20 protein-coding genes are annotated in these 19,668 nt (G+C 58.6%); 3 read left to right on the forward strand and 17 right to left on the reverse strand.

The window, feature by feature from the left end; all coding sequences use genetic code 11:
• Window positions 1-157: 157 nt before the first annotated feature.
• A complete protein-coding gene (locus ACZRJ6_RS00785; protein WP_463969866.1) occupies window positions 158-880 on the forward strand; it encodes a 1-acylglycerol-3-phosphate O-acyltransferase in 723 nt (240 codons plus the stop codon).
• Window positions 881-945: 65 nt separating this feature from the next.
• Window positions 946-1,917, forward strand: a complete 972-nt coding sequence (locus ACZRJ6_RS00790; protein WP_463969865.1) for a magnesium and cobalt transport protein CorA — start codon at window positions 946-948, stop codon at window positions 1,915-1,917.
• Window positions 1,918-1,938: 21 nt separating this feature from the next.
• Here the strand turns inward: ACZRJ6_RS00790 and ACZRJ6_RS00795 are convergent, their stop codons facing one another.
• The 3 genes from ACZRJ6_RS00795 to ACZRJ6_RS00805 all read right to left on the reverse strand — a co-directional run bounded on the left by ACZRJ6_RS00795 (window position 1,939) and on the right by ACZRJ6_RS00805 (window position 6,133).
• A complete protein-coding gene (locus tag ACZRJ6_RS00795) occupies window positions 1,939-2,661 on the reverse strand; it encodes an amidotransferase (RefSeq protein WP_350614470.1) in 723 nt (240 codons plus the stop codon).
• A 105-nt stretch (window positions 2,662-2,766) separates the two neighbouring features.
• Entirely contained in the window at window positions 2,767-4,911 is a 2,145-nt protein-coding gene (locus ACZRJ6_RS00800) for a 3-hydroxyacyl-CoA dehydrogenase NAD-binding domain-containing protein (RefSeq protein WP_463969864.1), read from the reverse strand.
• Window positions 4,912-4,927: 16 nt separating this feature from the next.
• Entirely contained in the window at window positions 4,928-6,133 is a 1,206-nt protein-coding gene (locus tag ACZRJ6_RS00805; RefSeq protein ID WP_149412076.1) for an acetyl-CoA C-acetyltransferase, read from the reverse strand.
• A gap of 720 nt (window positions 6,134-6,853) precedes the next feature.
• Here ACZRJ6_RS00805 and ACZRJ6_RS00810 point away from each other — a divergent pair.
• Window positions 6,854-7,660, forward strand: coding sequence for a c-type cytochrome (locus tag ACZRJ6_RS00810; RefSeq protein WP_463969863.1), 807 nt, complete (start codon window positions 6,854-6,856; stop codon window positions 7,658-7,660).
• Window positions 7,661-7,863: 203 nt separating this feature from the next.
• Here ACZRJ6_RS00810 and ACZRJ6_RS00815 read toward each other — a convergent pair whose 3' ends face one another.
• The 14 genes from ACZRJ6_RS00815 to ACZRJ6_RS00880 all read right to left on the reverse strand — a co-directional run bounded on the left by ACZRJ6_RS00815 (window position 7,864) and on the right by ACZRJ6_RS00880 (window position 19,433).
• Window positions 7,864-8,667, reverse strand: a complete 804-nt coding sequence (locus tag ACZRJ6_RS00815; RefSeq protein ID WP_463969862.1) for a transglutaminase family protein — start codon at window positions 8,665-8,667, stop codon at window positions 7,864-7,866.
• Entirely contained in the window at window positions 8,664-9,614 is a 951-nt protein-coding gene (locus ACZRJ6_RS00820) for an alpha-E domain-containing protein (protein ID WP_463969861.1), read from the reverse strand. The genes ACZRJ6_RS00815 and ACZRJ6_RS00820 overlap by 4 nt, the downstream gene beginning before the upstream one ends.
• A gap of 4 nt (window positions 9,615-9,618) precedes the next feature.
• The gene (locus tag ACZRJ6_RS00825; protein WP_149412080.1) at window positions 9,619-11,028 is read right to left on the reverse strand and encodes a circularly permuted type 2 ATP-grasp protein; all 1,410 of its coding nucleotides are present in this window, start codon (window positions 11,026-11,028) and stop codon (window positions 9,619-9,621) included.
• A 459-nt stretch (window positions 11,029-11,487) separates the two neighbouring features.
• Window positions 11,488-11,829 (reverse strand): ribonuclease E inhibitor RraB, encoded by a 342-nt coding sequence (locus tag ACZRJ6_RS00830; protein ID WP_133101733.1) that lies wholly within the window; start codon window positions 11,827-11,829, stop codon window positions 11,488-11,490.
• A gap of 213 nt (window positions 11,830-12,042) precedes the next feature.
• Entirely contained in the window at window positions 12,043-12,303 is a 261-nt protein-coding gene (locus ACZRJ6_RS00835) for a hypothetical protein (protein ID WP_133101894.1), read from the reverse strand.
• Between the two features lie 78 nt (window positions 12,304-12,381).
• Window positions 12,382-12,987, reverse strand: a complete 606-nt coding sequence (locus ACZRJ6_RS00840; RefSeq protein WP_463969860.1) for an START domain-containing protein — start codon at window positions 12,985-12,987, stop codon at window positions 12,382-12,384.
• A 43-nt stretch (window positions 12,988-13,030) separates the two neighbouring features.
• Window positions 13,031-13,285 (reverse strand): YkgJ family cysteine cluster protein, encoded by a 255-nt coding sequence (locus tag ACZRJ6_RS00845; protein WP_133101735.1) that lies wholly within the window; start codon window positions 13,283-13,285, stop codon window positions 13,031-13,033.
• Between the two features lie 161 nt (window positions 13,286-13,446).
• Window positions 13,447-13,917 (reverse strand): translation initiation factor 2, encoded by a 471-nt coding sequence (locus ACZRJ6_RS00850; RefSeq protein ID WP_463969859.1) that lies wholly within the window; start codon window positions 13,915-13,917, stop codon window positions 13,447-13,449.
• Window positions 13,918-14,010: 93 nt separating this feature from the next.
• On the reverse strand, window positions 14,011-15,450 hold the full coding sequence (locus ACZRJ6_RS00855; protein WP_133101737.1) for an aminotransferase-like domain-containing protein: 1,440 nt from the start codon (window positions 15,448-15,450) through the stop codon (window positions 14,011-14,013).
• A 225-nt stretch (window positions 15,451-15,675) separates the two neighbouring features.
• Window positions 15,676-16,491: an OmpA family protein gene (locus ACZRJ6_RS00860; protein ID WP_463969858.1), complete on the reverse strand. Its 816-nt coding sequence runs from the start codon at window positions 16,489-16,491 to the stop codon at window positions 15,676-15,678.
• Complete coding sequence (locus ACZRJ6_RS00865; protein WP_463969857.1) at window positions 16,488-16,844, reverse strand: DUF4398 domain-containing protein; 357 nt, start codon at window positions 16,842-16,844, stop codon at window positions 16,488-16,490. The genes ACZRJ6_RS00860 and ACZRJ6_RS00865 overlap by 4 nt, the downstream gene beginning before the upstream one ends.
• Before the next feature lie 9 nt (window positions 16,845-16,853).
• Complete coding sequence (locus tag ACZRJ6_RS00870; protein ID WP_463969856.1) at window positions 16,854-17,669, reverse strand: substrate-binding periplasmic protein; 816 nt, start codon at window positions 17,667-17,669, stop codon at window positions 16,854-16,856.
• Window positions 17,670-17,751: 82 nt separating this feature from the next.
• Complete coding sequence (locus ACZRJ6_RS00875) at window positions 17,752-18,681, reverse strand: electron transfer flavoprotein subunit alpha/FixB family protein (protein WP_463969855.1); 930 nt, start codon at window positions 18,679-18,681, stop codon at window positions 17,752-17,754.
• A 2-nt stretch (window positions 18,682-18,683) separates the two neighbouring features.
• Complete coding sequence (locus tag ACZRJ6_RS00880) at window positions 18,684-19,433, reverse strand: electron transfer flavoprotein subunit beta/FixA family protein (protein WP_463969854.1); 750 nt, start codon at window positions 19,431-19,433, stop codon at window positions 18,684-18,686.
• Window positions 19,434-19,668 lie beyond the last annotated feature (235 nt).

A 19,668-nucleotide genomic window follows, 5' to 3' on the forward strand; every position in this document is an offset into this window, starting at 1 on the left:
ACTCTGAAAAGAGCCACAACCGCTCTAAACAGTGTCTGTCACCGAATGTTGAAACATGCGCTTAAACATCGCCCATCTCCTACCTCTACAGGGGTAATTGCCGAATACAGTGCACGTCCGTACACTGCGCCACCTTTTGTCCCAATGGGCCGTGTCGATGCTTTACTTTGTACGCATGTTATTGATGAGCCTGCATTTTATCGTTGCGGGCGTGCTGGGCGTGCTGCTGGGGATTTGCCGGCCGTTCAACCCGGACAATAGCCGTCTTTGTGCACGCCTTTATGCGTTGCCTGCGATGTGGATTTTGCGCTTGCGGGTCAAGGCCCAGGTTGACTCGCTGCGAGACAAACCCAACAGCTGCGTGATCATCGCCAACCATCAGTCCAACTATGATTTGTTCGTGTTCGGTAACGTGGTGCCCTACCGCACCGTGTGTATCGGCAAGAAGAGCTTGAAATGGGTGCCGCTGTTCGGGCAGTTGTTCTGGCTGGCGGGCAATGTGTTGATTGATCGGAGCAATGCCCTCAAGGCGCGGCGTTCGATGCTCACCACCACCCATACGTTGCAGCACGAAGACACCTCGATATGGGTGTTCCCGGAAGGTACGCGCAACCTCGGCGAAACCCTGCTGGCGTTCAAGAAAGGTGCGTTCCAGATGGCGATTGCCGCTGGCGTGCCCATTGTGCCGGTGTGCGTCAGTACCTATGTGAAGCAGATGAAGCTCAATCGCTGGGACAGTGGTGATGTGCTGATTCGTTCATTGCCGCCCATTCCTACGGCCGGACTGACGATAGATGACATGCCCCGGCTGATGGAGGAATGTCGGGCGCAGATGGTGGTGTGTATTGCAGCAATGGATCAACAGCTGCAAACAACCTGACCCCGCTGGCGCCCTGTTCAAGCTAAGCTGCCCGCAGCCATCCAAATAAAGAAGCGATCAGCACTATGGGTAGAGTTGTTGCCGCCGCCGTCTACAGCGCCGGGAAGAAAGTCACTAACATCACCCTCGACGAAGGCGCTGCCTGGGCCGCCAAGCCTGACCATTTTGTCTGGATTGGCCTCGAAGAGCCCAACGCTCAGGAGTTGGCCAATCTGCAACGCCAGTTCAACCTGCATGAACTGGCCATCGAAGATGCCCTGGAAAAACACAGCCGGCCCAAGCTGGAAACCTTCGGCGATGCGCTGTTTATCGTGACCTACTCGCCAGTTCGCCATGAAGGCAAGCTGGAGTTTATCGAAACCCATATCTTTGCCGGCAACGGGTACATCATCACTGCCCGCAATGGCCACTCGGCGTCCTACGGTTACGTGCGCCAACGCTGTGAGGCGCGTCCATTGTTGCTGGAGCACGGGGAAGACTTCGTACTCTACGCGCTGCTGGATTTTGTCACCGAGAACTACCAGCCAGTCAGCGAAGCAATTCATGCCGAAATCGATGAACTGGAGCGCAACGTGCTGTGCAATTCCCTGAGTGAGCGGGATGTCCAGCATCTCCACGGGCTGCGCCGCGATGTGCTGCGACTACGCCGCTATGTGGCGCCGATGGTGGAGATCAGTGAGGAACTGCAGAAGCTGAGCTTTCCGTTTATCGACAAGAACATGCGCCCGTATTTTCGCGATGTGCAGATTCACGTCACGCGGCAGATGGAAGACCTGGCGACCCTGCGGGATATCGCCAGCCAGACCATTGAGATCGGGGTGTTGCTGGAAGCGTCTCGCCAGAGCGTGGTGCAGCGCAAGTTTGCCGCCTGGGCGGCGATCCTGGCGTTCCCCACGGCGGTGGCCGGGATCTATGGGATGAACTTCCAGAACATGCCGGAGCTGCAATGGCATTACGGTTATTTTGGCGTGTTGGGGTTTATCGCGACGGGTTGCATCGGGTTGTGGGTAAGCTTCAAGCGTTCGGGGTGGTTGTAAGTCACCCCGCAGACTTATTGATCAGGCAACCTGCGGTTTGTGCGCAACAAACCGCATCATCCACTCCGCCACGGTGACGCCGTGGTGGTCATGCTCCAGGCTGGCCATACCTTTCTGATAGACCTGTTCGCCCAGGTGTAGCTGGCGGATATCCAACAGTGCCCGCGAGTAATCGTGGATAAACTCAGGATGGCCCTGGAAGCACAACACCTGGTCATTGATGTGATAGGCGGCAAACGGACAGAAATCACTGGACGCGATTACCGTGGCGTTTTCCGGTAGCGCCGTGACCTGATCCTGGTGGCTGATCAACAGTGTCAGTTCTTCCACCACCGGACTCATCCACGGAGCCTTGGCAGCCAGTTTGTAGTTGTGAATACCCACGCCCCAACCCTGGGTCGCCCGCTCGCTCTTGCCGCCCAGCAGCAGCGCCAGCAGTTGATGCCCGAAGCAGATACCCAGCAATTTGTCGCCACGTTCATAGCGCTTCAGCAGGTACGTCCTGAGGGTTTCGATCCACGGATCGGTGGCAAAAGAGTCGGCCTTGCTGCCCGTCACCAGGTACGCATCGAATACCTGATCATCGGCCGGATAATCGCCCTGCATTACGTTGTAGACGGTGAACTCAGCGGCAATCGGCTGCTGGGAGAACAGGCGCTGAAACATCTGCCCGTAACCTTGATATTGATCGACCAGTTCCGGACGCAGGATATCGGTTTCCAGAATGCAGACGCGTAGCGACATAAAAAATACCTGACACGGTGATGGGAATAATGCACACGCAAGAAGCCTGCCTTGAAATACCCCAGCAAGGCAAGCCCTAGCCTATGTCACTTTACCTCGCTGCAGTCAGAACGTCGCACCCTGCGCCGCTTTTTCCAGCAACAAGGCCGGCGGCGAAAACCGCTCGCCATATTGCTCGGCCAGGTAACGCGCCCGCGCAACAAAGTCGTTCAGGCCATATTGATTAATGAACTGCAATGCCCCGCCACTCCAGGCCGCAAAACCAATACCAAAAATCGAACCTACGTTGGCATCGGCAGTGGACATCAACACGCCCTCCTCCACACACCGCACTGTTTCGATGGCCTGGATAAACAGCAGTCGGTCCCGTACATCCTGGGGCGAAATCTGCTGGCTGGTTTTCTCAAAACGACTTTTCAGCTCCGGCCACAAATGCTTTTGCCCTCCGCTGGGGTATTCGTAGAAACCGCCGCCGGCTGCCTTGCCAGGCCGTTTGTATTCATTGAGCAACAGATCAATCACGGCGAACGCCGGATGCTGAGGCATTGCTTTACCTTCGGCCTGCAAGTCCTTGGCCGTCTGCTGACGGATATGGCTCATCAGACTGAGGGAAACTTCGTCGGAGATCGCGAGCGGGCCAATGGGCATGCCGGCCTTGCGCGCCTCAGTCTCGATCATCGGCGCGGCCACGCCTTCACCGAGCATGGTGATGCCTTCGTTGGTGAAGGTGCCAAATACACGTGAGGTAAAGAAGCCGCGACTGTCGTTGACCACGATCGGGGTTTTCTTGATCTGCAGTACGAAATCGAAACCTCGGGCCAGGGTTTCGTCGCTGGTATTGGCGCCCTTGATGATCTCCACCAGGGGCATTTTTTCCACCGGGCTGAAGAAGTGCAAACCGATGAACTTGCCCTGGTCCGGCACCGCTTTGGCCAAGCCACCGATGGGCAAGGTAGACGTATTTGAGGCGATCACCGCGTCGGCACCGACAACGCGTTGCGCGGCGGCCGAGACCTTGGCCTTGAGGTCTCGGTCTTCAAATACCGCTTCAATGACCAGGTCGCAGCCGGCAAGGTCGGCATCGAGCTCTGCAGGATGAATCCGCGCCAGCGTGCTTTCTCGCTGCTCGGCCGTCAGTTGCCCACGGCTGACCTTCTTGTCCAGCAGCGCTGCAGAATGAGCCTTGCCCTTCTCTGCTGCAGCCAGGGTGACGTCTTTAAGCACCACCTCGATCCCGGCACAAGCGCTGGCGTAGGCGATCCCCGCGCCCATCATCCCGGCGCCGAGTATGCCGACCTTGCGTGTGACGTATGGAGCGAAGCCTTGTGGTCGCGAACCGCCAGCGTTGATTTCATTGAGCTGGAACCAGAAGGTGCCGATCATGTTTTTCGCCACCTGGCCAGTGGTCAGCTCCGTGAAGTAACGGGTCTCGATCAACTGCGCGGTGTCGAAATCAACCTGGGCGCCCTCCACGGCGGCGCAGAGAATTTTCTCCGGAGCCGGGAAACAACCATTGGTTTTGCTGCGCAGAATCGATGGGGCGATGGCGAGCATTTGCGCGACTTTCGGGTTAGATGGCGTACCGCCGGGGATCTGGTAGCCGCTGACGTCCCAACGCTGTTTGGCCGTCGGGTTGGCGAGTATCCAGGCCCGAGACTTAGCCAGCAGCTCGTCGAGATCCGTCGCCAGCTCGTCGATCAATCCAGCTTGCAAGGCCTGTTGCGGCGTGACTTTTTTGCCCTCCAGCAAGTAGGGAAAAGCTTTCTCCAAGCCCAGCATGCGCACCATCCGCACCACTGCGCCACCGCCCGGCAGCAGGCCGAGGGTGACTTCCGGCAAGCCGATCTGCACCGACTTGTGGTCAAGCGCCACGCGGTGCTGGCACGCCAGACAAATTTCCCAGCCACCGCCAAGGGCCGCGCCGTTGATGGCCGCCACCACTGGTTTGCCAAGAGTCTCCAGGGTGCGCAGTTGCGCCTTCAACCCCAGGACCATGTCGTAGAAGGCCTTGGCGTGGGGCTTTTCAACCTTGATCAATTCATTGAGGTCGCCGCCGGCGAAGAAGGTCTTTTTCGCCGAGGTAATGATCACTCCGGCAATCGAATCCTTTTCCGCTTCCAGGCGCGCGACGGTGGCGGCCATGGCGTCGCGGTACACCGCATTCATGGTGTTGGCACTCTGGCCCGGCATGTCCATGGTCAGCACCACAATCTGGTCCTGGCCTTTTTCGTAACGAATGGCATCGGTCATGACAAATTCCTTAGGCTCAGAGGCGTTCGATAATGGTGGCGATACCCATGCCGCCGCCCACGCACAGGGTGGCCAGGCCATAACGCTGCTGGCGCACCTCCAGTTCGTCGAGCAGGGTGCCGAGGATCGCGCAACCCGTCGCGCCCAGAGGATGGCCCATGGCGATGGAGCCGCCGTTAACGTTGACCCGCGCGGCGTCGATGCCCATGTCCTTGATGAACTTGAGCACCACCGAGGCAAAGGCTTCGTTGACCTCAAAGAGGTCGATGTCTTCAACCCGCAAGCCGGCCTTGGCCAGGGCTTTGCGGGTGGCAGGCGCTGGGCCGGTGAGCATGATGGTCGGATCGGTGCTGGTCACCGCCGTGGCGACGATTCGCGCTCGTGGTTGTAGGCCCAATTCGCGCCCCTTGGCTTCGGAACCGATTAGCATCAACGCAGCACCGTCAACGATTCCGGAGCTGTTGCCCGGTGTGTGCACATGGTTGATGCGTTCCACATGGCTGTAGACCCGCAACGCGGTGGCGTCGAAACCCATCTGGCCCATCATTTCGAAACTGGGCTTGAGCTTGCCCAGGCCCTCCAGGGTGGAGTCGGCGCGGATGAACTCGTCCTGATCCAGCAGCACGATGCCGTTTTGGTCCTGCACCGCGATCAGCGATTTTTTGAATGACCCGTCCGAACGCGCCCTCGCCGCTTTCTGCTGGGAGTGCAAGGCAAAGCCGTCGACATCCTCGCGGCTGAAGCCTTCCAGGGTCGCTATCAGGTCAGCACCGATGCCTTGAGGCGTGAAGTGGCTGTGCAAGTTGGTTTGCGGGTCCAGCACCCAGGCGCCACCGTCGCTGCCCATGGGCACACGAGACATGGACTCAACGCCGCCGACCACCACCAGGTCTTCGAAACCGGAGCGCACTTTCATCGCCCCGAGGTTGACCGCTTCCAGGCCGGACGCACAAAAACGGTTGATCTGCACACCTGCGACGCTGACGTCCCAGTCAGCCACCAGCGCGGCGGTCTTGGCGATGTCCGCGCCCTGGTCCCCCACCGGAGTGACGCAGCCGAGGACGATGTCATCCACCTGCCGAGTGTCGAGGCCTGTGCGCTGCTGCAGCGCCGCCAGCAGCCCGGCCACCAGGTTCACCGGTTTGACGCTGTGTAAGGCGCCATCGGCCTTGCCTTTGCCCCGGGGCGTGCGTATCGCATCAAAGATCAAAGCTTGGGTCATGACGTCCTCGAACCGCTGTGCAATGAAGCTCTCAAAGACGAGAGCCGACCGTGCTCTTACCTTAGGCGCAGAAGCGCTGTATTCAATGACCGAAGCGCTCATTGACCTTGACGCGCATGCTCAGACGAACGGTAGGAGGCTAATGGAAACCCCTGATTAATCGTTTTAGCTGTCTAGCCAAGGGGCTGCCGCCGAGCTGGCAATATGCCTCATGCATTTTTTAGAGGATTTTCATATCGATTGATATTAAAGGGATCTAAGCCACGGACAACGAGGGCTCTAAGGTTGAATTTGTAGGAGCTTCAAGAGGTGGCTGCCGGGTTTTGCTGGGGCACCTGTAAAAAAAGCGACATGTTCGACCTTCATAGTGAAATGTACCGGCACGCATTTGACGCTCAGGAATAACAACAAAAGGCAGTCAGCCATGTTCAAACAATCGAAAGTACGTCAGGCGGGACTCATTCTTTTCGCCACCACTCTGATTCTGATTTTGCCCAATCTGACCAAGATCATTGGGTGACTGATTCATTCTCCACCTGTGCCAATACAGCACCAGGCATGCAGCCTTTGGCAGCACCTACCGGGAAATTGCGTACAGCTGTCCCGTCGTAGGGGCTGTCTTTTTGCGTACTGATTGTTTGTGGTTTTCCGGTATCGTTAGCCACGGTTTCGGCCTTGATAAGTCAGGCCGATTGACAGTGAGCTATCGCGGGCCAGCCCTTGAAATACATCATCGCCTTCTTGACCCTGCTGCTGGCCTTGCCTGCCTCTGCTGCGCAGTTGACCATCGAGTTGGATCACACCAGCAAAATCTGGCAAACCGCTGATTTGCTCAAACACCCGGCTGCGCAAACGGTACAGATTGTCGATGACGTTTCCTACAAGCGCACCATGACCTATCGCGCGGTTCCGCTGGCGGTTCTGCTACCGGGTATACGGCCTGAAAACCATCTGCAAGCGGTGGCCTTCGATGGCTTTGCCGCGGAGCTGACAGCGGCTCCCCTGCTTGAAAAAACCGGCAGCCGGGCCTGGCTGGCGGTGGAAGACCCGGCTCACCCGTGGCCGCCGCTGGCGACTGGCAAACCTGGCGCCGGACCGTTTTATCTGGTCTGGACTGACCCGCAAGCGGGCCATATCAGCCCCGAGCAATGGCCGTTTCAGATCGGCGGGATCAAACAGCTGAAGACGGTTGCCGAACGCTTCCCGGCGTTGTTGCCAGATCCCAAGCTGGCGGCGGATGACCCGATCAACCGAGGGTTTGCGCTGTTTCAGAAAAACTGCCTGGCCTGCCATCGGCTCAATGGTGCCGGCGATGCCCAGGTCGGGCCAGACCTGAATATCCCCTACAACCCGACCGAGTACTTCAGCGGTGATTTCCTCAAGCGCTACATTCGTGATCCACAGAGCATGAGGCATTGGCCCCAGGCGAAGATGCCGGCGTTTGCGGCCAGTGTGTTGCCAGACAGAGAGCTGGATTTACTGGTGGGGTATTTGAAGCATATGGCGGGGCGTAAGCAGCAGCCTTGAGGTGACTGGAAAGACCTAATCGCACGCATGTTAACGACAAGAACCGCCGCAGTTGTCGAGCCCCAGTGAGGCTACGTCGGCCGCACCACCGTCATCAGATCAGCCTCGCTAAAGCTCGACAGCTTCTACGAAAAATAGCGGAGCTGCACGATGTGTAAATACCTATGCTCATTGTAAGCAAGCCTGCGATAGCAGGCTAAACCCTACTGCTGCTGCACCGAAATCGCCGGCATTGGCGCCACAAACACCTTGGCATGCATCTGCTCATGGCCTCCGCCGCGCCGCATGCCGCGTACCGGGCAGGCATCCAGGTAGTCCAACCCCACCGCCAGCTTCAAATGCCGCTCCGGCCGGGCCAACTGGTTGGTCACGTCAAAGCTGTACCAGGCGCCATCCAGCCAGGCTTCGGCCCAGGCGTGACTGGCCAGGTGCTCGCTGTCTTCACTGTACAAATATCCCGACACATACCGCGCCGGAACCCTCAGGCTACGAGCGCAGGCCAGGAAAGCGTGGGTGTGGTCCTGGCAAACTCCCGCACGACCGGCGAAGGCCTGGGCGGCACAGGTGTCGACTTCGGTGGCGCCCGGCGAGTAGGTCATGTACTGGTTGAGGGCATGCATCAGGTCGATCAAAGCGCTGCGATCCCGACGCTTTTGGCACTGCTTTTCGGCAAAGCTGCGCAGCGCTTCGTCAGGTTCCGTCAAGCGGGTGCAACGCAGGAACGGAAACGCCGACTGGCTCTCATGCTCGGCCTCGCGTAACTCGTCGATATCCACCTGGCCACGGGCGCCGATGATGATGGCTTCGTGGGGCTCATCCAGGGTCAGTACATGCAGGATATTGCCGAACGGGTCCAATTGCGCCCGCACCGGGCGCGGCAGGTCCAGTTGCCAGCTGAGTACATGCTGACGCTCGCTGTCGTGGGGCGTCAGGCGCAGGTACTGGATGCTGGCGCGTACCTGGTCTTCGTAGTGGTAGGTAGTTTCGTGGCTGATGGAGAGTCTCATGCCGCCTCCAGGTAGGAACTGTGAATAGCGTTACCCAACTGGCGCACCAGCGGGATGAAGTCGGTCAGCCAGGCGTGCAGGCCTTCCTCCAGGATTTCGTCGATCGCAGTAAAGCGCAGGCGTGCGTCCATCTCGGCGGCCAAGCGCTGGGCCGGACGACCGTTGATACCCGGCAGGCTGGCGAGGACCTGATCGATCTCCTCGCTGCAAGCCCGTAGCGAACGCGGAACGTCGGCCCGCAACAGCAGCAACTCAGCCACCTGCCGGGCACCCGGCGCATCGCGGTAAATCTCGGTGTAGGCCTCGAACGACGACAAGGCCCGCAGCAGCGCACTCCACTGGTAGTAGGCGTGGGCGGTGCCATCGATGACGACTTCGGCCTGATCACCGGCCATTTCATAACGGGCGTCCAGCAAGCGCAGGGTGTTGTCAGCCCGTTCGATAAAGGTGCCCAGGCGAATAAAACGAAAAGCGTCGTTACGCATGATGGTGCCGTAGGTGGCACCGCGAAACAGGTGGGAACGCTCCTTGACCCACTCGCAGAAACGGCTCATGCCATAGCGGCTCAAGCCCTGCTGGGCAATACCGCGAATCTCCAGCCAGGTGGCGTTGATGTTTTCCCACATGTCAGCGGTGATTCGCCCACGCACGGCATGGGCGCTGGCCCGGGCGGCACCGAGGCAGCTGTAGATACTCGCCGGGTTCGCGGCATCCAGGGCAAAAAAGTGCAGCAGGCGCTCGGCATGCAGTTCGCCGTGGCGCTCGCGATAATCGTCCAGGGTGCCGGTGATCAACAGCGGCATCGCCAGTTCGTGCAGGCCATCGCCGCGCCCATCCTGGGGCATCAGCGACAGCGAATAACTGACATCAAGCATCCGCGCGAGGTTTTCCGCGCGCTCCAGATAGCGTGACATCCAATACAAATCCGAGGCAGTTCGACTCAACATGGCATCAATCCTCAACCACCCAGGTGTCTTTGGTGCCGCCGCCCTGGGACGAGTTGACTACCAGCGAGCCTTCACGCAGCGCCACACGGGTTAGGCCGCCAGGTACCACGCGGGTTTCCTTGCCAGACAGCACGAACGGACGCAGGTCGATATGCCGGGGCGCAATGCCGTTTTCGACAAAGGTCGGGCAGGTGGACAGGCACAAGGTCGGCTGGGCGATATAAGCGTGGGGTTTAGCCTTGATCCGCGCGCGGAAGGCTTCGATCTCTGCAGCGCTGGAGGTCGGGCCTACCAGCATGCCGTAGCCGCCGGAGCCTTGGGTTTCCTTGACTACCAGCTCAGGCAGGTTGGCCAGCACGTAGGACAATTCATCAGGTTTACGGCACTGGAAGGTCGGAACATTCTTCAGGATCGGCTCTTCATCCAAATAGAAACGGATCATGTCGGTAACAAAGGGGTACACCGACTTGTCATCCGCCACCCCAGTACCAATGGCGTTGGCCAGCACCACATTGCCCGAGCGGTAGGCCGCCAGCAGGCCCGGTACGCCGAGCATGGAGTCAGGGTTGAAAGCCAGGGGGTCGAGAAAGGCGTCGTCGAGACGGCGATAGATCACGTCCACGGCTTTCGGCCCGTCGGTGGTGCGCATGAAAACACGGTCATCGCGCACAAACAGATCGGCGCCTTCCACCAACTCGACGCCCATTTCCCGTGCCAGGAATGCATGTTCGAAGAACGCACTATTGAAGCGTCCCGGTGTGAGCACCACAACACTGGGGTTATCCAGCGGGCTGGAGCTTTTAAGGGTGTCGAGCAACAGGTTTGGATAATGATCTATCGGGGCAATACGCTGGGCGGCGAACAGTTCAGGGAACAGGCGCATCATCATCTTGCGGTCTTCGAGCATGTAGCTGACGCCGCTGGGGGTGCGCAGGTTGTCTTCGAGAACGTAGTAGGTGCCGTCGCCATCCCGTACCAGGTCGACCCCGGAGATGTGGGAATAGATATCACGGTGCAGGTCCAGGCCTTGCATCGCCAACTGATATTGCTCGTTGGCCAGAACTTGTTCGGCGGGAATAATCCCGGCCTTGATGATCCGTTGTTCGTGGTACAGGTCGGCGAGAAACATGTTCAGCGCCTTGACCCGCTGGATGCAGCCGCGCTCGACAATCCGCCATTCACTGGCAGGAATGCTGCGGGGAATGGTATCGAAGGGAATCAGGCGCTCGGTGCCCTGCTCGTCACCGTACAGGGTGAAGGTGATTCCGGCGCGGTGAAACAGCAGATCGGCTTCGCGCCGGCGCTGGGCCAGCAGCTCCGTCGGGGTTTCGGCCAACCAGCGGGCGAATTCGCGGTAATGAGGGCGAACCAGCCCTGCCCCGTCGTACATCTCATCATAATAAGTGCGGATCATGCCGAACTCCTTGTCACCCAGACGCAAGGGACCATCGCAAGACCCGTGCCAGCGGCATAAACACTTAAATATCAATCAGTTGGGTAGAGCTATTAGTCACGCCGCACCGTCCCGGTGCAGCAAATGATCCAGCGTCGCCCGCCGTGCCTCATTGCGAAGCGAGCTTTGCCTATCACCAGCATAGCCAGAGTTGATTTCACTGCCTGATAAACACTGGGGATAATCGCCCCCACACGCTGAACAGGACACGTCCTACAGCTTCACCCATTGCCTCGCCGGTAACTTGGTACCTCATGTACCGACCGGCTCCCCTTCATGCCCGGTCTTCCCTTTTGGCCACCCTGCCCGGGTGGCCTTTTTTTGTGCAGGATATTTCCGAGAATGGCTTGAGGGTTTTCCGGGAGCAGAAACAAAATCGGCCGACCCAAAGGTCAGCCGATACGCTGTGTTGTTCATAAGCTACATGGGCAACCCACGAACCTCCTGTTTCACGCCCCATCCTTCGATGATCCCGCCCAAGGGCTCGACCACCGCCTCAAAGTCTTGCTCAAAGTCTCCTATGCCGTCGTAGGTAGCGAACATTACTTTGCTCAGTTCCAGGTACCCGGCACCGTCATCCCGCACGCTGACCTGGGCATTGAGGGATTCCCCACGAAATCGACCCGCAGCCCTGCGCGCATGTTCCTCATCCGGGAAAATGGCGTAAAACTCGATGGGGTGGAAACGTGAAAAATCAAAGCCGCCCTCTTTCATGCGGCGCAACACGTTGGTGCTGATGTCTTCTTGATAAGCTGTGCTCATGAAACGTCCTCCTAAAACCGATGGATAGACTTTCCGTACTTCCCAAAACCCGCACTCGAATGGCGCGGGTGATACGGCAATGGTTTCACCGCTGGGAGATAAGCATGTAGCTGACAAGACCAGACCTTAGCGATTCATTCGCTGATCTCCCTTGCAGAGTAGCGCGAAGCTATCACCTCCACCAGAGGGTCGTGTGTGATGTACAGGGAATGTTCAGGCAACAGGGGTAATGCTGAGGATTTGAATACTGTTCTGGGTTTTCAGGCTTTTGACCGTTGGCTCGTTGGTGCGGCCTTCCAGGTCATTGAGATCCAGTTCAGCAGCCACCGGCAGCAATTTGGCACGGATCATCCGTGCAGCCTCTTCGGTACTGGGTTTCTGTTCGCAGTCGAACAGTTCCACGGATTGATCGCCATGATCATCAACGAAGGTAATTTGCCACTTTTGCATCAGTGCCTCCTCGATAAAACCCATGGATGGGTTTACAGACATCTGGACCTTGAGGGTTTGGCAATCGTTCCACTCAAGCAGGAGGCACCTGATCGGCCGCGCTTACTTTTCGGCGCTGTCTTTGAGGGCTTTCAAGGTGTTGAACGGCGCGTCCACCACGAACTTGTTGGCCAGCCACGACGGCACGCTGCCGCCTGGCTCGGTGTGGACCTGGTAGGTTACTTCGGTCTGGTCGGCGCCTTTAGGCACCAGCTTCCAGAAGCCTTCGACCTGGGCCACACGCACATAACCCTTCTCTACCGGGAGGTAGGTAGGCACTTCCAGCAGCTTGCGGGTCACGCTACCGTCTGCGTCCTTGGTGGTGGTGATCTGCAAGATCGAGTCACGGTCTGTCACCGGGAACGGTGCCTTGAACTGCGTGTAGGTCCAGCTCTTGTCGCCTTCCTGCTTGAGCAGTTTTTGCGACTTGCATTCATGAATCCACTTACAGGCCCCTACCGCGTCGTCCTGCAAAGCCTGCACCTTGGCCAATGGCGCCTTGATCACGGTCACACCACGATAAGCCTTGTACTTGGACCCGGCCACCTCACTCAAGGACACCTTGATACCGTCTTCATCCTTGGCAGTCTGCCAATCTTCGGCCTGGGCAGTGGCAGCAAACAAAACAGTAAAACCGCACAACACAGCCAGTCGTTTCAGCGAACCCATTGTTGTATTCCTTATTGTTGAAGTTGCGACATTGAAATGCCCACTAAGCCGCCGTCATCTGCTCCCACCAGCCAATCAGTCTGATTGCATCTTCCTGGCTGCTGCCACAGACCTCCAGATCCGCCTGAAACGCACTGCACACCGCAGGCCGCTCTGGCTGGCCGAACAATTGGCACAACTGTTCGACAGACAGATGCAGGCAGCGTTCGCCCGCAGGTTTGCCGTGGGGCATCCCCGGTAAAGGTGAGCTGATGGAGGGGGCAATGCAGCAAGCGCCACAGCCTTCACGGCATTTCATGACAAGCGGTCCTCGACGGCAAAGTGTTGATGGCCGGGCTAGAGTACGCCCTTAAACAGCCGTTTTAAAATGGTCCAACAGGGGTTTTTCGCACAAAACAAAAGTGACTGACCAGTCTGCGACAGAAGATCAGCGATTCGCGTCACCTTGGCGGGAATAGTTTATTGCTTGAACTCGAAATCCAGCGCCGCACCTTCCACGTCCCGGCGCTCTTCGTTACGCAGCTGTAGCATCATTTCATTGCTCAGCAGGCGGCCGTTGATCTGGAACGCGCTGTTGTCGACAGGTTTCTCACCAAACATCGGCGGGAGCAGCGGCACGCTTTTCGGCTGTGGCAAGGTGCCAAGGGGCTGCAGGCGCCTGACCATGTCCTGCGGCAAGCGCAAGTCCAGATGGGCTGGCGGCAGTTTAGTCTGGGCCACTTCGTGGGCCGACTTGGATTTGCTGGCGACCGGTGCACGTTTCTTCACGGCAGCAGCTTTTTTGGGCTGGACTGTTTTTTTCGCGGGCACAGGCTTTGGTTCGGCATTCGCTGCCACAACAGGCTCACTGACGGGAGCAGCCAGCACCGGCGCGGCGTTACACAGACTCAGCAGGCAGATCAACAACGCGGCAGGAAAAGTAGGATTCATATCGCCAACAGCTTTAACGGCAGAGGGCCATATGCTCGCTTGTTGAGTGCAGCATGACAAGCGTGGTGATTAACCTGTGGCCCTTTGCGCGGTTCAAAAACCGCTCGCCGCCTCCTGGCACAACTGGTTCGCCAGCATTCCCAGGGTCATCAATGCCCGTTCAGCCTCGCGATTCCACGGCGTACCGCAATTTAGGCGGATACAGTGGTTGAACTGTTCCGTATTACTGAAAATAAGCCCCGGTGCAATGCTGATGCCCTGTTGCAGCGCACGCACGTGCAGTTCCTGAGTATTGACCCGCCCAGGCAAACTGACCCACAGGATAAATCCGCCGCTCGGACGACTCATCTGCGTACCCTCGGGGAAATACTGCTGCACCGCCAGTTGAAAGGCACTGAGGTTCTTGCGGTATTCCTGACGAATGTAGCGCAGATGACGGTCGTAACCGCCGTTCTCCAGGTACGCCGCCGCGCCCATCTGGGTGACGCTGCACGCCGAATGGGTGCTGAACATTTGCAACCGTTGGATTTCCTGCTGGTACTTGCCGGCGATCATCCAGCCGATGCGTATGCCGGGGGACAGGGTCTTGGAGAAACTGGAACAGTAGATCACTCGGTCCAGGCGATCGTAGGCTTTGAGGGCCTTGGTGCGGCCCAGCTCAAACATCAACTCGCCATAGATATCGTCTTCGACAACCTGGATATCGAAGTCCGAGGCCAGGCGCAGCAACTGCTTCTGCCGCTCTTCCGGCATGGTACCGCCCAAGGGATTGCTCAGGCGCGTGGTCAGCACCAAGGCCTTGATCGACCATTGGTTGGCCGCCAGTTGCAGAGCTTCCAGGCTCATGCCGGTGGCCGGGTCGCTAGGGATCTCGATGACCTTGAGCCCCAGCAAGTCCGCCAGTTGCAGCAAGCCGTAATAGGTCGGCGACTCGGTGGCAATCAGGTCGCCGGGCCGCGTCAGCACCCGCAGGGACATCTGCAGGGCATCAACGCAGCCGTGGGTGATCACCACCTCGGAAGGATCGACCACTACGCCGGCATCACGCATACGGATCGCCACTTGTCGGCGCAACGGTTCAAAACCGGGGCTGAACATGTAGCTGAAGGCCCGCGGGCTCTGAAAGCGTGTGACCTTAGCCAGTTGCTGGTGCAGCGCCCGTACTGGCAGGTAATCGACACTTGGCACGGCCGCGCCCAACGGGAACACGCCTTCGCGACGGGACTCCACCAGCACTTGCTGGATGATGCTGCTACGGGTGACTAACCCAGGACGCTCAACCCGAGCGATGTCCGGCGTTGGCGCAGTGAGGGCCGGGGTCTGGTGCACGTAATACCCGGATTGCGGCCGTGCACGGATCAAGCCCTGGTCTTCCAGGTTGGCGTAGGCCTGCAACACGGTGGCATGGCTGACGTTGAGCTGGGAGCTCATCTTGCGTACCGACGGCACGCGCTCACCCGGTTGATAGACACCACGTCGGATATCCTCAGCAAGTTGCTGAGCGATACGTTGGTAAAGCAGGAGGTTGGTCATGACGCAGCACTCAATTTCACGGGTATTTTATTTTTGTGTGAAACATACCGGCACAGTTTAGAAGTGTACGGGGACAGTTGCGAGAATAGTCGAGCGCAGGCGCCAGTGATAGAAAAAACTGTATGGGTTGCGAACTGAATCTCAGGCATGAAAAGCCCGATCAGGGATCGGGTTTCAAGTTGCCCATCAAAACTGTAGGAGCGAGCTCGCGCCTACAACGGATCTTCAACTACGGGCAGCGCCGAGTTGGCCTTTTTCATCGGAGAAGACGATTTCAACGCGACGGTTCTGCGCACGGCCACGCTCCGAGGCGTTCACTTCGACCGGATACTGGTCGCCATAGCCTTCCACCTGGACCCGTTTTTCATCGACCCCCAGGTCTACCAGCACATCGGCCACCGCCTGGGCACGATCCCGGGACAGCTTGAGGTTTTCATGCTCGCCACCGGTACTGTCGGTGTAGCCCTCGATCCGCACCACGCGCTTGGGATTGAGTTGCAGGAACTGGACGATTTTCAGCACGGTGCGGTTCGCCGAGTTTTTCAGTTCCGCTTCACCGGTGTCGAACAGCACATCACCGAGGGTCATCACCAGCCCGCGATCGGTCTGGGTGGTGGCCAGGCTGACGATCTGCTCCTCCAGCCACTTGCCCTGCTGCTGCACGCTGAGCAGCTTGGCCTCGCGCAAGGCCAGTTGCAGGCGCTGGCGCTCCAGTTCGAGCTTGGCACCACGCTCTTCGTTGAGTACCTGCTCGGTATGTTCCCGGGCAATCGCGCTGTAGCGCTGGCTCAGGTAAGCGTAATGCACCACGTCGGCACCGCTGCCCCAATAGGTGGACAAACGGTCAGCACGGGCCAGAGACTCACCGGCACGAATCACGTCCTTGGGGGCGATGCGCAGCACGTTGGTGTCTTCCTTGACCTTCTGGAAGTCATTACCGGCCTGTTGCAGGACAACCTCACTGCTGGGATGGCTGGCACACCCACCCAGCGCCGCGCTGCCCAGCAGCAGCACACAGCAACCACGAATCATCGGGTTCATTGGGCGTCTCCCAGCTGTTTGCGCAGGCGGGTGATGCGCGTGTTGAGCACATCCAACTCCTCCTGGCTCTTCTGGGTCAGCACCTGCGCTTCTGCCAGACGGGCGTCCAACTCGGCCTGTTCAGCCTGCATGCGGGCATCCTTGAAGGATTCATCAGCCATTTCGGCCTTCGCCTGGGCGAACTTGCCCTCGGCCAGTTTCAACTCAGGCACGTCATCGGCGACGGCACCTACGGCAGTGGCTTGTTCCAGGGCTTGCTGGGTCAGACGCATTTGTTCATTCGGCGCAGGATCTGCGGCACATCCCGCCAGGGCTACAACGGCGAGGGCCGCGAAAAGAGGTCGAATATTCACTAAAAATCCCTACTTTGTTGGGGTTCCGACGGGTTGCCGCAATTGCGCCTTCCAGCGCTCAAGATTGCGCTGCAGAGCGGCCTCCGTCAGACCGGACGCGGGCAATTCTGTCATCTTTTTGGCGAGCTGTCCGCGTAACCACGGATCATTGCAGGCCGAGTTGTGGGAAATGGCGAGGAACAGACCGGGCTGATCGATGGGCGGTTCCCAGGCAACCAGGTCTTTGCTCATGCCCAGGGTCTGGGCCATGGCCATGCCGGAGTAGCGCCCCGCGATCACGTAGTCGACCTCTCCCAGCAGCAGTTTCTGAAAGGCCGGGGTCAGGGTTGGCGTGCGCTGCAGGGTCAATTGTTCACCGGCGAAGGTTTCAAAGTCGCGGGTCAGTCGCGCCTTTTCCGAGACCGCACCCTTGCGGCCGAGCAGGTCCGTCGCCTGGTTGTAGGCCTGGGGCGAACCCGCGCGAGTCCAGACCAGATAGTCGGTTTGCGCCAGCGCCGGGTGGATGTAGTCCAGGCTTTCCAGCTCGCTGACGGTCAACGGCGCATCGGCAAGGATATCCATACGCCCGCTGCGCACTTCATCCAGCGCCGCAGAGCGCTTGCCGCCATACAGCAGGTCGATTTTCACGCCCAGGTCCTTGGCCACTTGCTGCAGCACGTCGGCGGTAGCGCCGATCAAGTGCGTAGGGTCCTGGGGGTCACGCCACAGGTAGGGCGGCGCATCCGGGCTGCCGGTTACCACCAGGCGATCGCATTTGCCGGCGGCAAGGGACAGGGTCGGCACCAGCGACAGGCCCAGCAGTACAGTCCAGCGACGCAGTTCCATGGCATGGTTCTCCGATCAAAAAATCGCGCTCATAAAAAAACCCGGTCAAAAGACCGGGCTCTTTATAAGTGAAGCAGCTGGATTAGACCAGCTTCGAAAGCTCTGGTACGGCTTCGAACAAATCCGCCACCAGGCCGTAATCAGCCACCTGGAAGATCGGTGCTTCTTCGTCCTTGTTGATCGCGACGATCACTTTGGAGTCCTTCATACCGGCCAGGTGCTGGATCGCGCCGGAGATACCGACGGCAATGTACAGCTGTGGCGCAACGATCTTGCCGGTCTGGCCGACCTGCATATCGTTGGGTACGAAGCCTGCATCGACGGCAGCGCGGGAAGCGCCGACCGCAGCGCCCAGCTTGTCGGCCAGGGCGTACAGGTGCTTGAAGTTGTCACCGTTCTGCATGCCGCGACCGCCGGAAACGACGATCTTGGCAGCGGTCAGTTCCGGACGATCCGACTTGGCCAGCTCTTCGCCAACGAAGCTGGAAGTGCCAGCATCGTGGACAGCAGCAACAGCTTCAATCGCAGCCGAACCACCTTCGCCAGCAACCGGATCAAAACCGGTGGCACGCACAGTGATGACTTTTACCGATGCAGTGGACTGCACGGTGGCAATGGCGCTACCGGCATAGATCGGACGCTTGAAGGTGTCGGCGCTTTCAACCGAAATGATCTCGGAGATCTGGTCAACGTCCAGCTGCGCAGCAACACGCGGCAGGATGTTTTTGCCGTTGGAAGTAGCTGCCGCGAGAATGTGGCTGTAGCCAGTTCCCAGCTCTGCTACCAGCGGCGCAACGTTTTCCGACAGTTGGTGAGCGTAGGCAGCGTTGTCAGCTACCAGCACTTTGCTCACACCCGCGATTTTTGCAGCGGCTTCAGCGACGGCACCGACGTTCTGGCCAGCGACCAGCACGTGGATATCACCACCGATTTTCGCAGCGGCAGCCACGGTGTTCAGCGTGGCCGGAGCCAGTACTTTGCTGTCGTGTTCAGCGATTACCAAGATAGTCATTTTTAGATTACCTTCGCTTCGTTTTTCAGTTTCTCGACCAGTTCAGCCACCGACTTGACCTTGATACCCGCGCTGCGTGCAGCCGGCGCTTCGACTTTCACGGTCTTGTAGGTGGAGGCGGTGGAAACGCCCAAAGCGTCCGGAGTCAGCACTTCGAGAGGCTTCTTCTTGGCTTTCATGATGTTTGGCAGGGACGCGTAGCGCGGCTCGTTCAAACGCAGGTCGGTGGTGATGATGGCCGGCAGTTTCAGGGAAACTGTCTGCGCGCCGCCGTCGACTTCGCGAGTCACGGCAACGCTGTCGCCGCTGACTTCGACTTTCGAGGCGAAGGTGCCCTGGCCGTAACCGGTCAGTGCAGCCAGCATCTGGCCAGTCTGGTTGTTGTCGCTGTCGATGGCCTGTTTGCCAAGGATCACCAGCTGTGGCTGTTCCTTGTCGACAACGGCTTTCAACAACTTGGCAACGGCCAGGGAGGTCAGCTCTTCAGCGGACTCAACGAGGATGGCACGATCGGCACCCAGCGCGAGGGCGGTACGCAACTGCTCTTGAGCAGTGGTCGGACCGATGGAGACGACGACGATTTCAGTCACAACACCTTTCTCTTTCAGGCGTATGGCTTCTTCCACTGCAATTTCGCAGAAAGGGTTCATCGACATCTTGACGTTAGCGAGGTCGACGCCGGAGCTGTCCGCTTTGACGCGAACCTTGACGTTGTAGTCGACCACTCGTTTGACAGCTACAAGAACCTTCATGGTTTCCTCGTTACTCTCCGGTGAAAAGAAAGCCGCCCGGACAAACCTGGCGGTAGATGCTCAACGGCGCACAAGGGCACCTCTAAAAACGTAGACCGTCATGACAGGTAACGTTGCACGTTGGCAATAATAAAGACCGTTCGTCAGGGGTGACCGGCAAGTCATTCATTGTCACTGCGTGTAAACTGCGCGCCGTCAGATACCTGCGCGTCACCTTGCATGGCCTTCGCCCTAT

The organism is Pseudomonas sp. C321, from assembly GCF_055407105.1.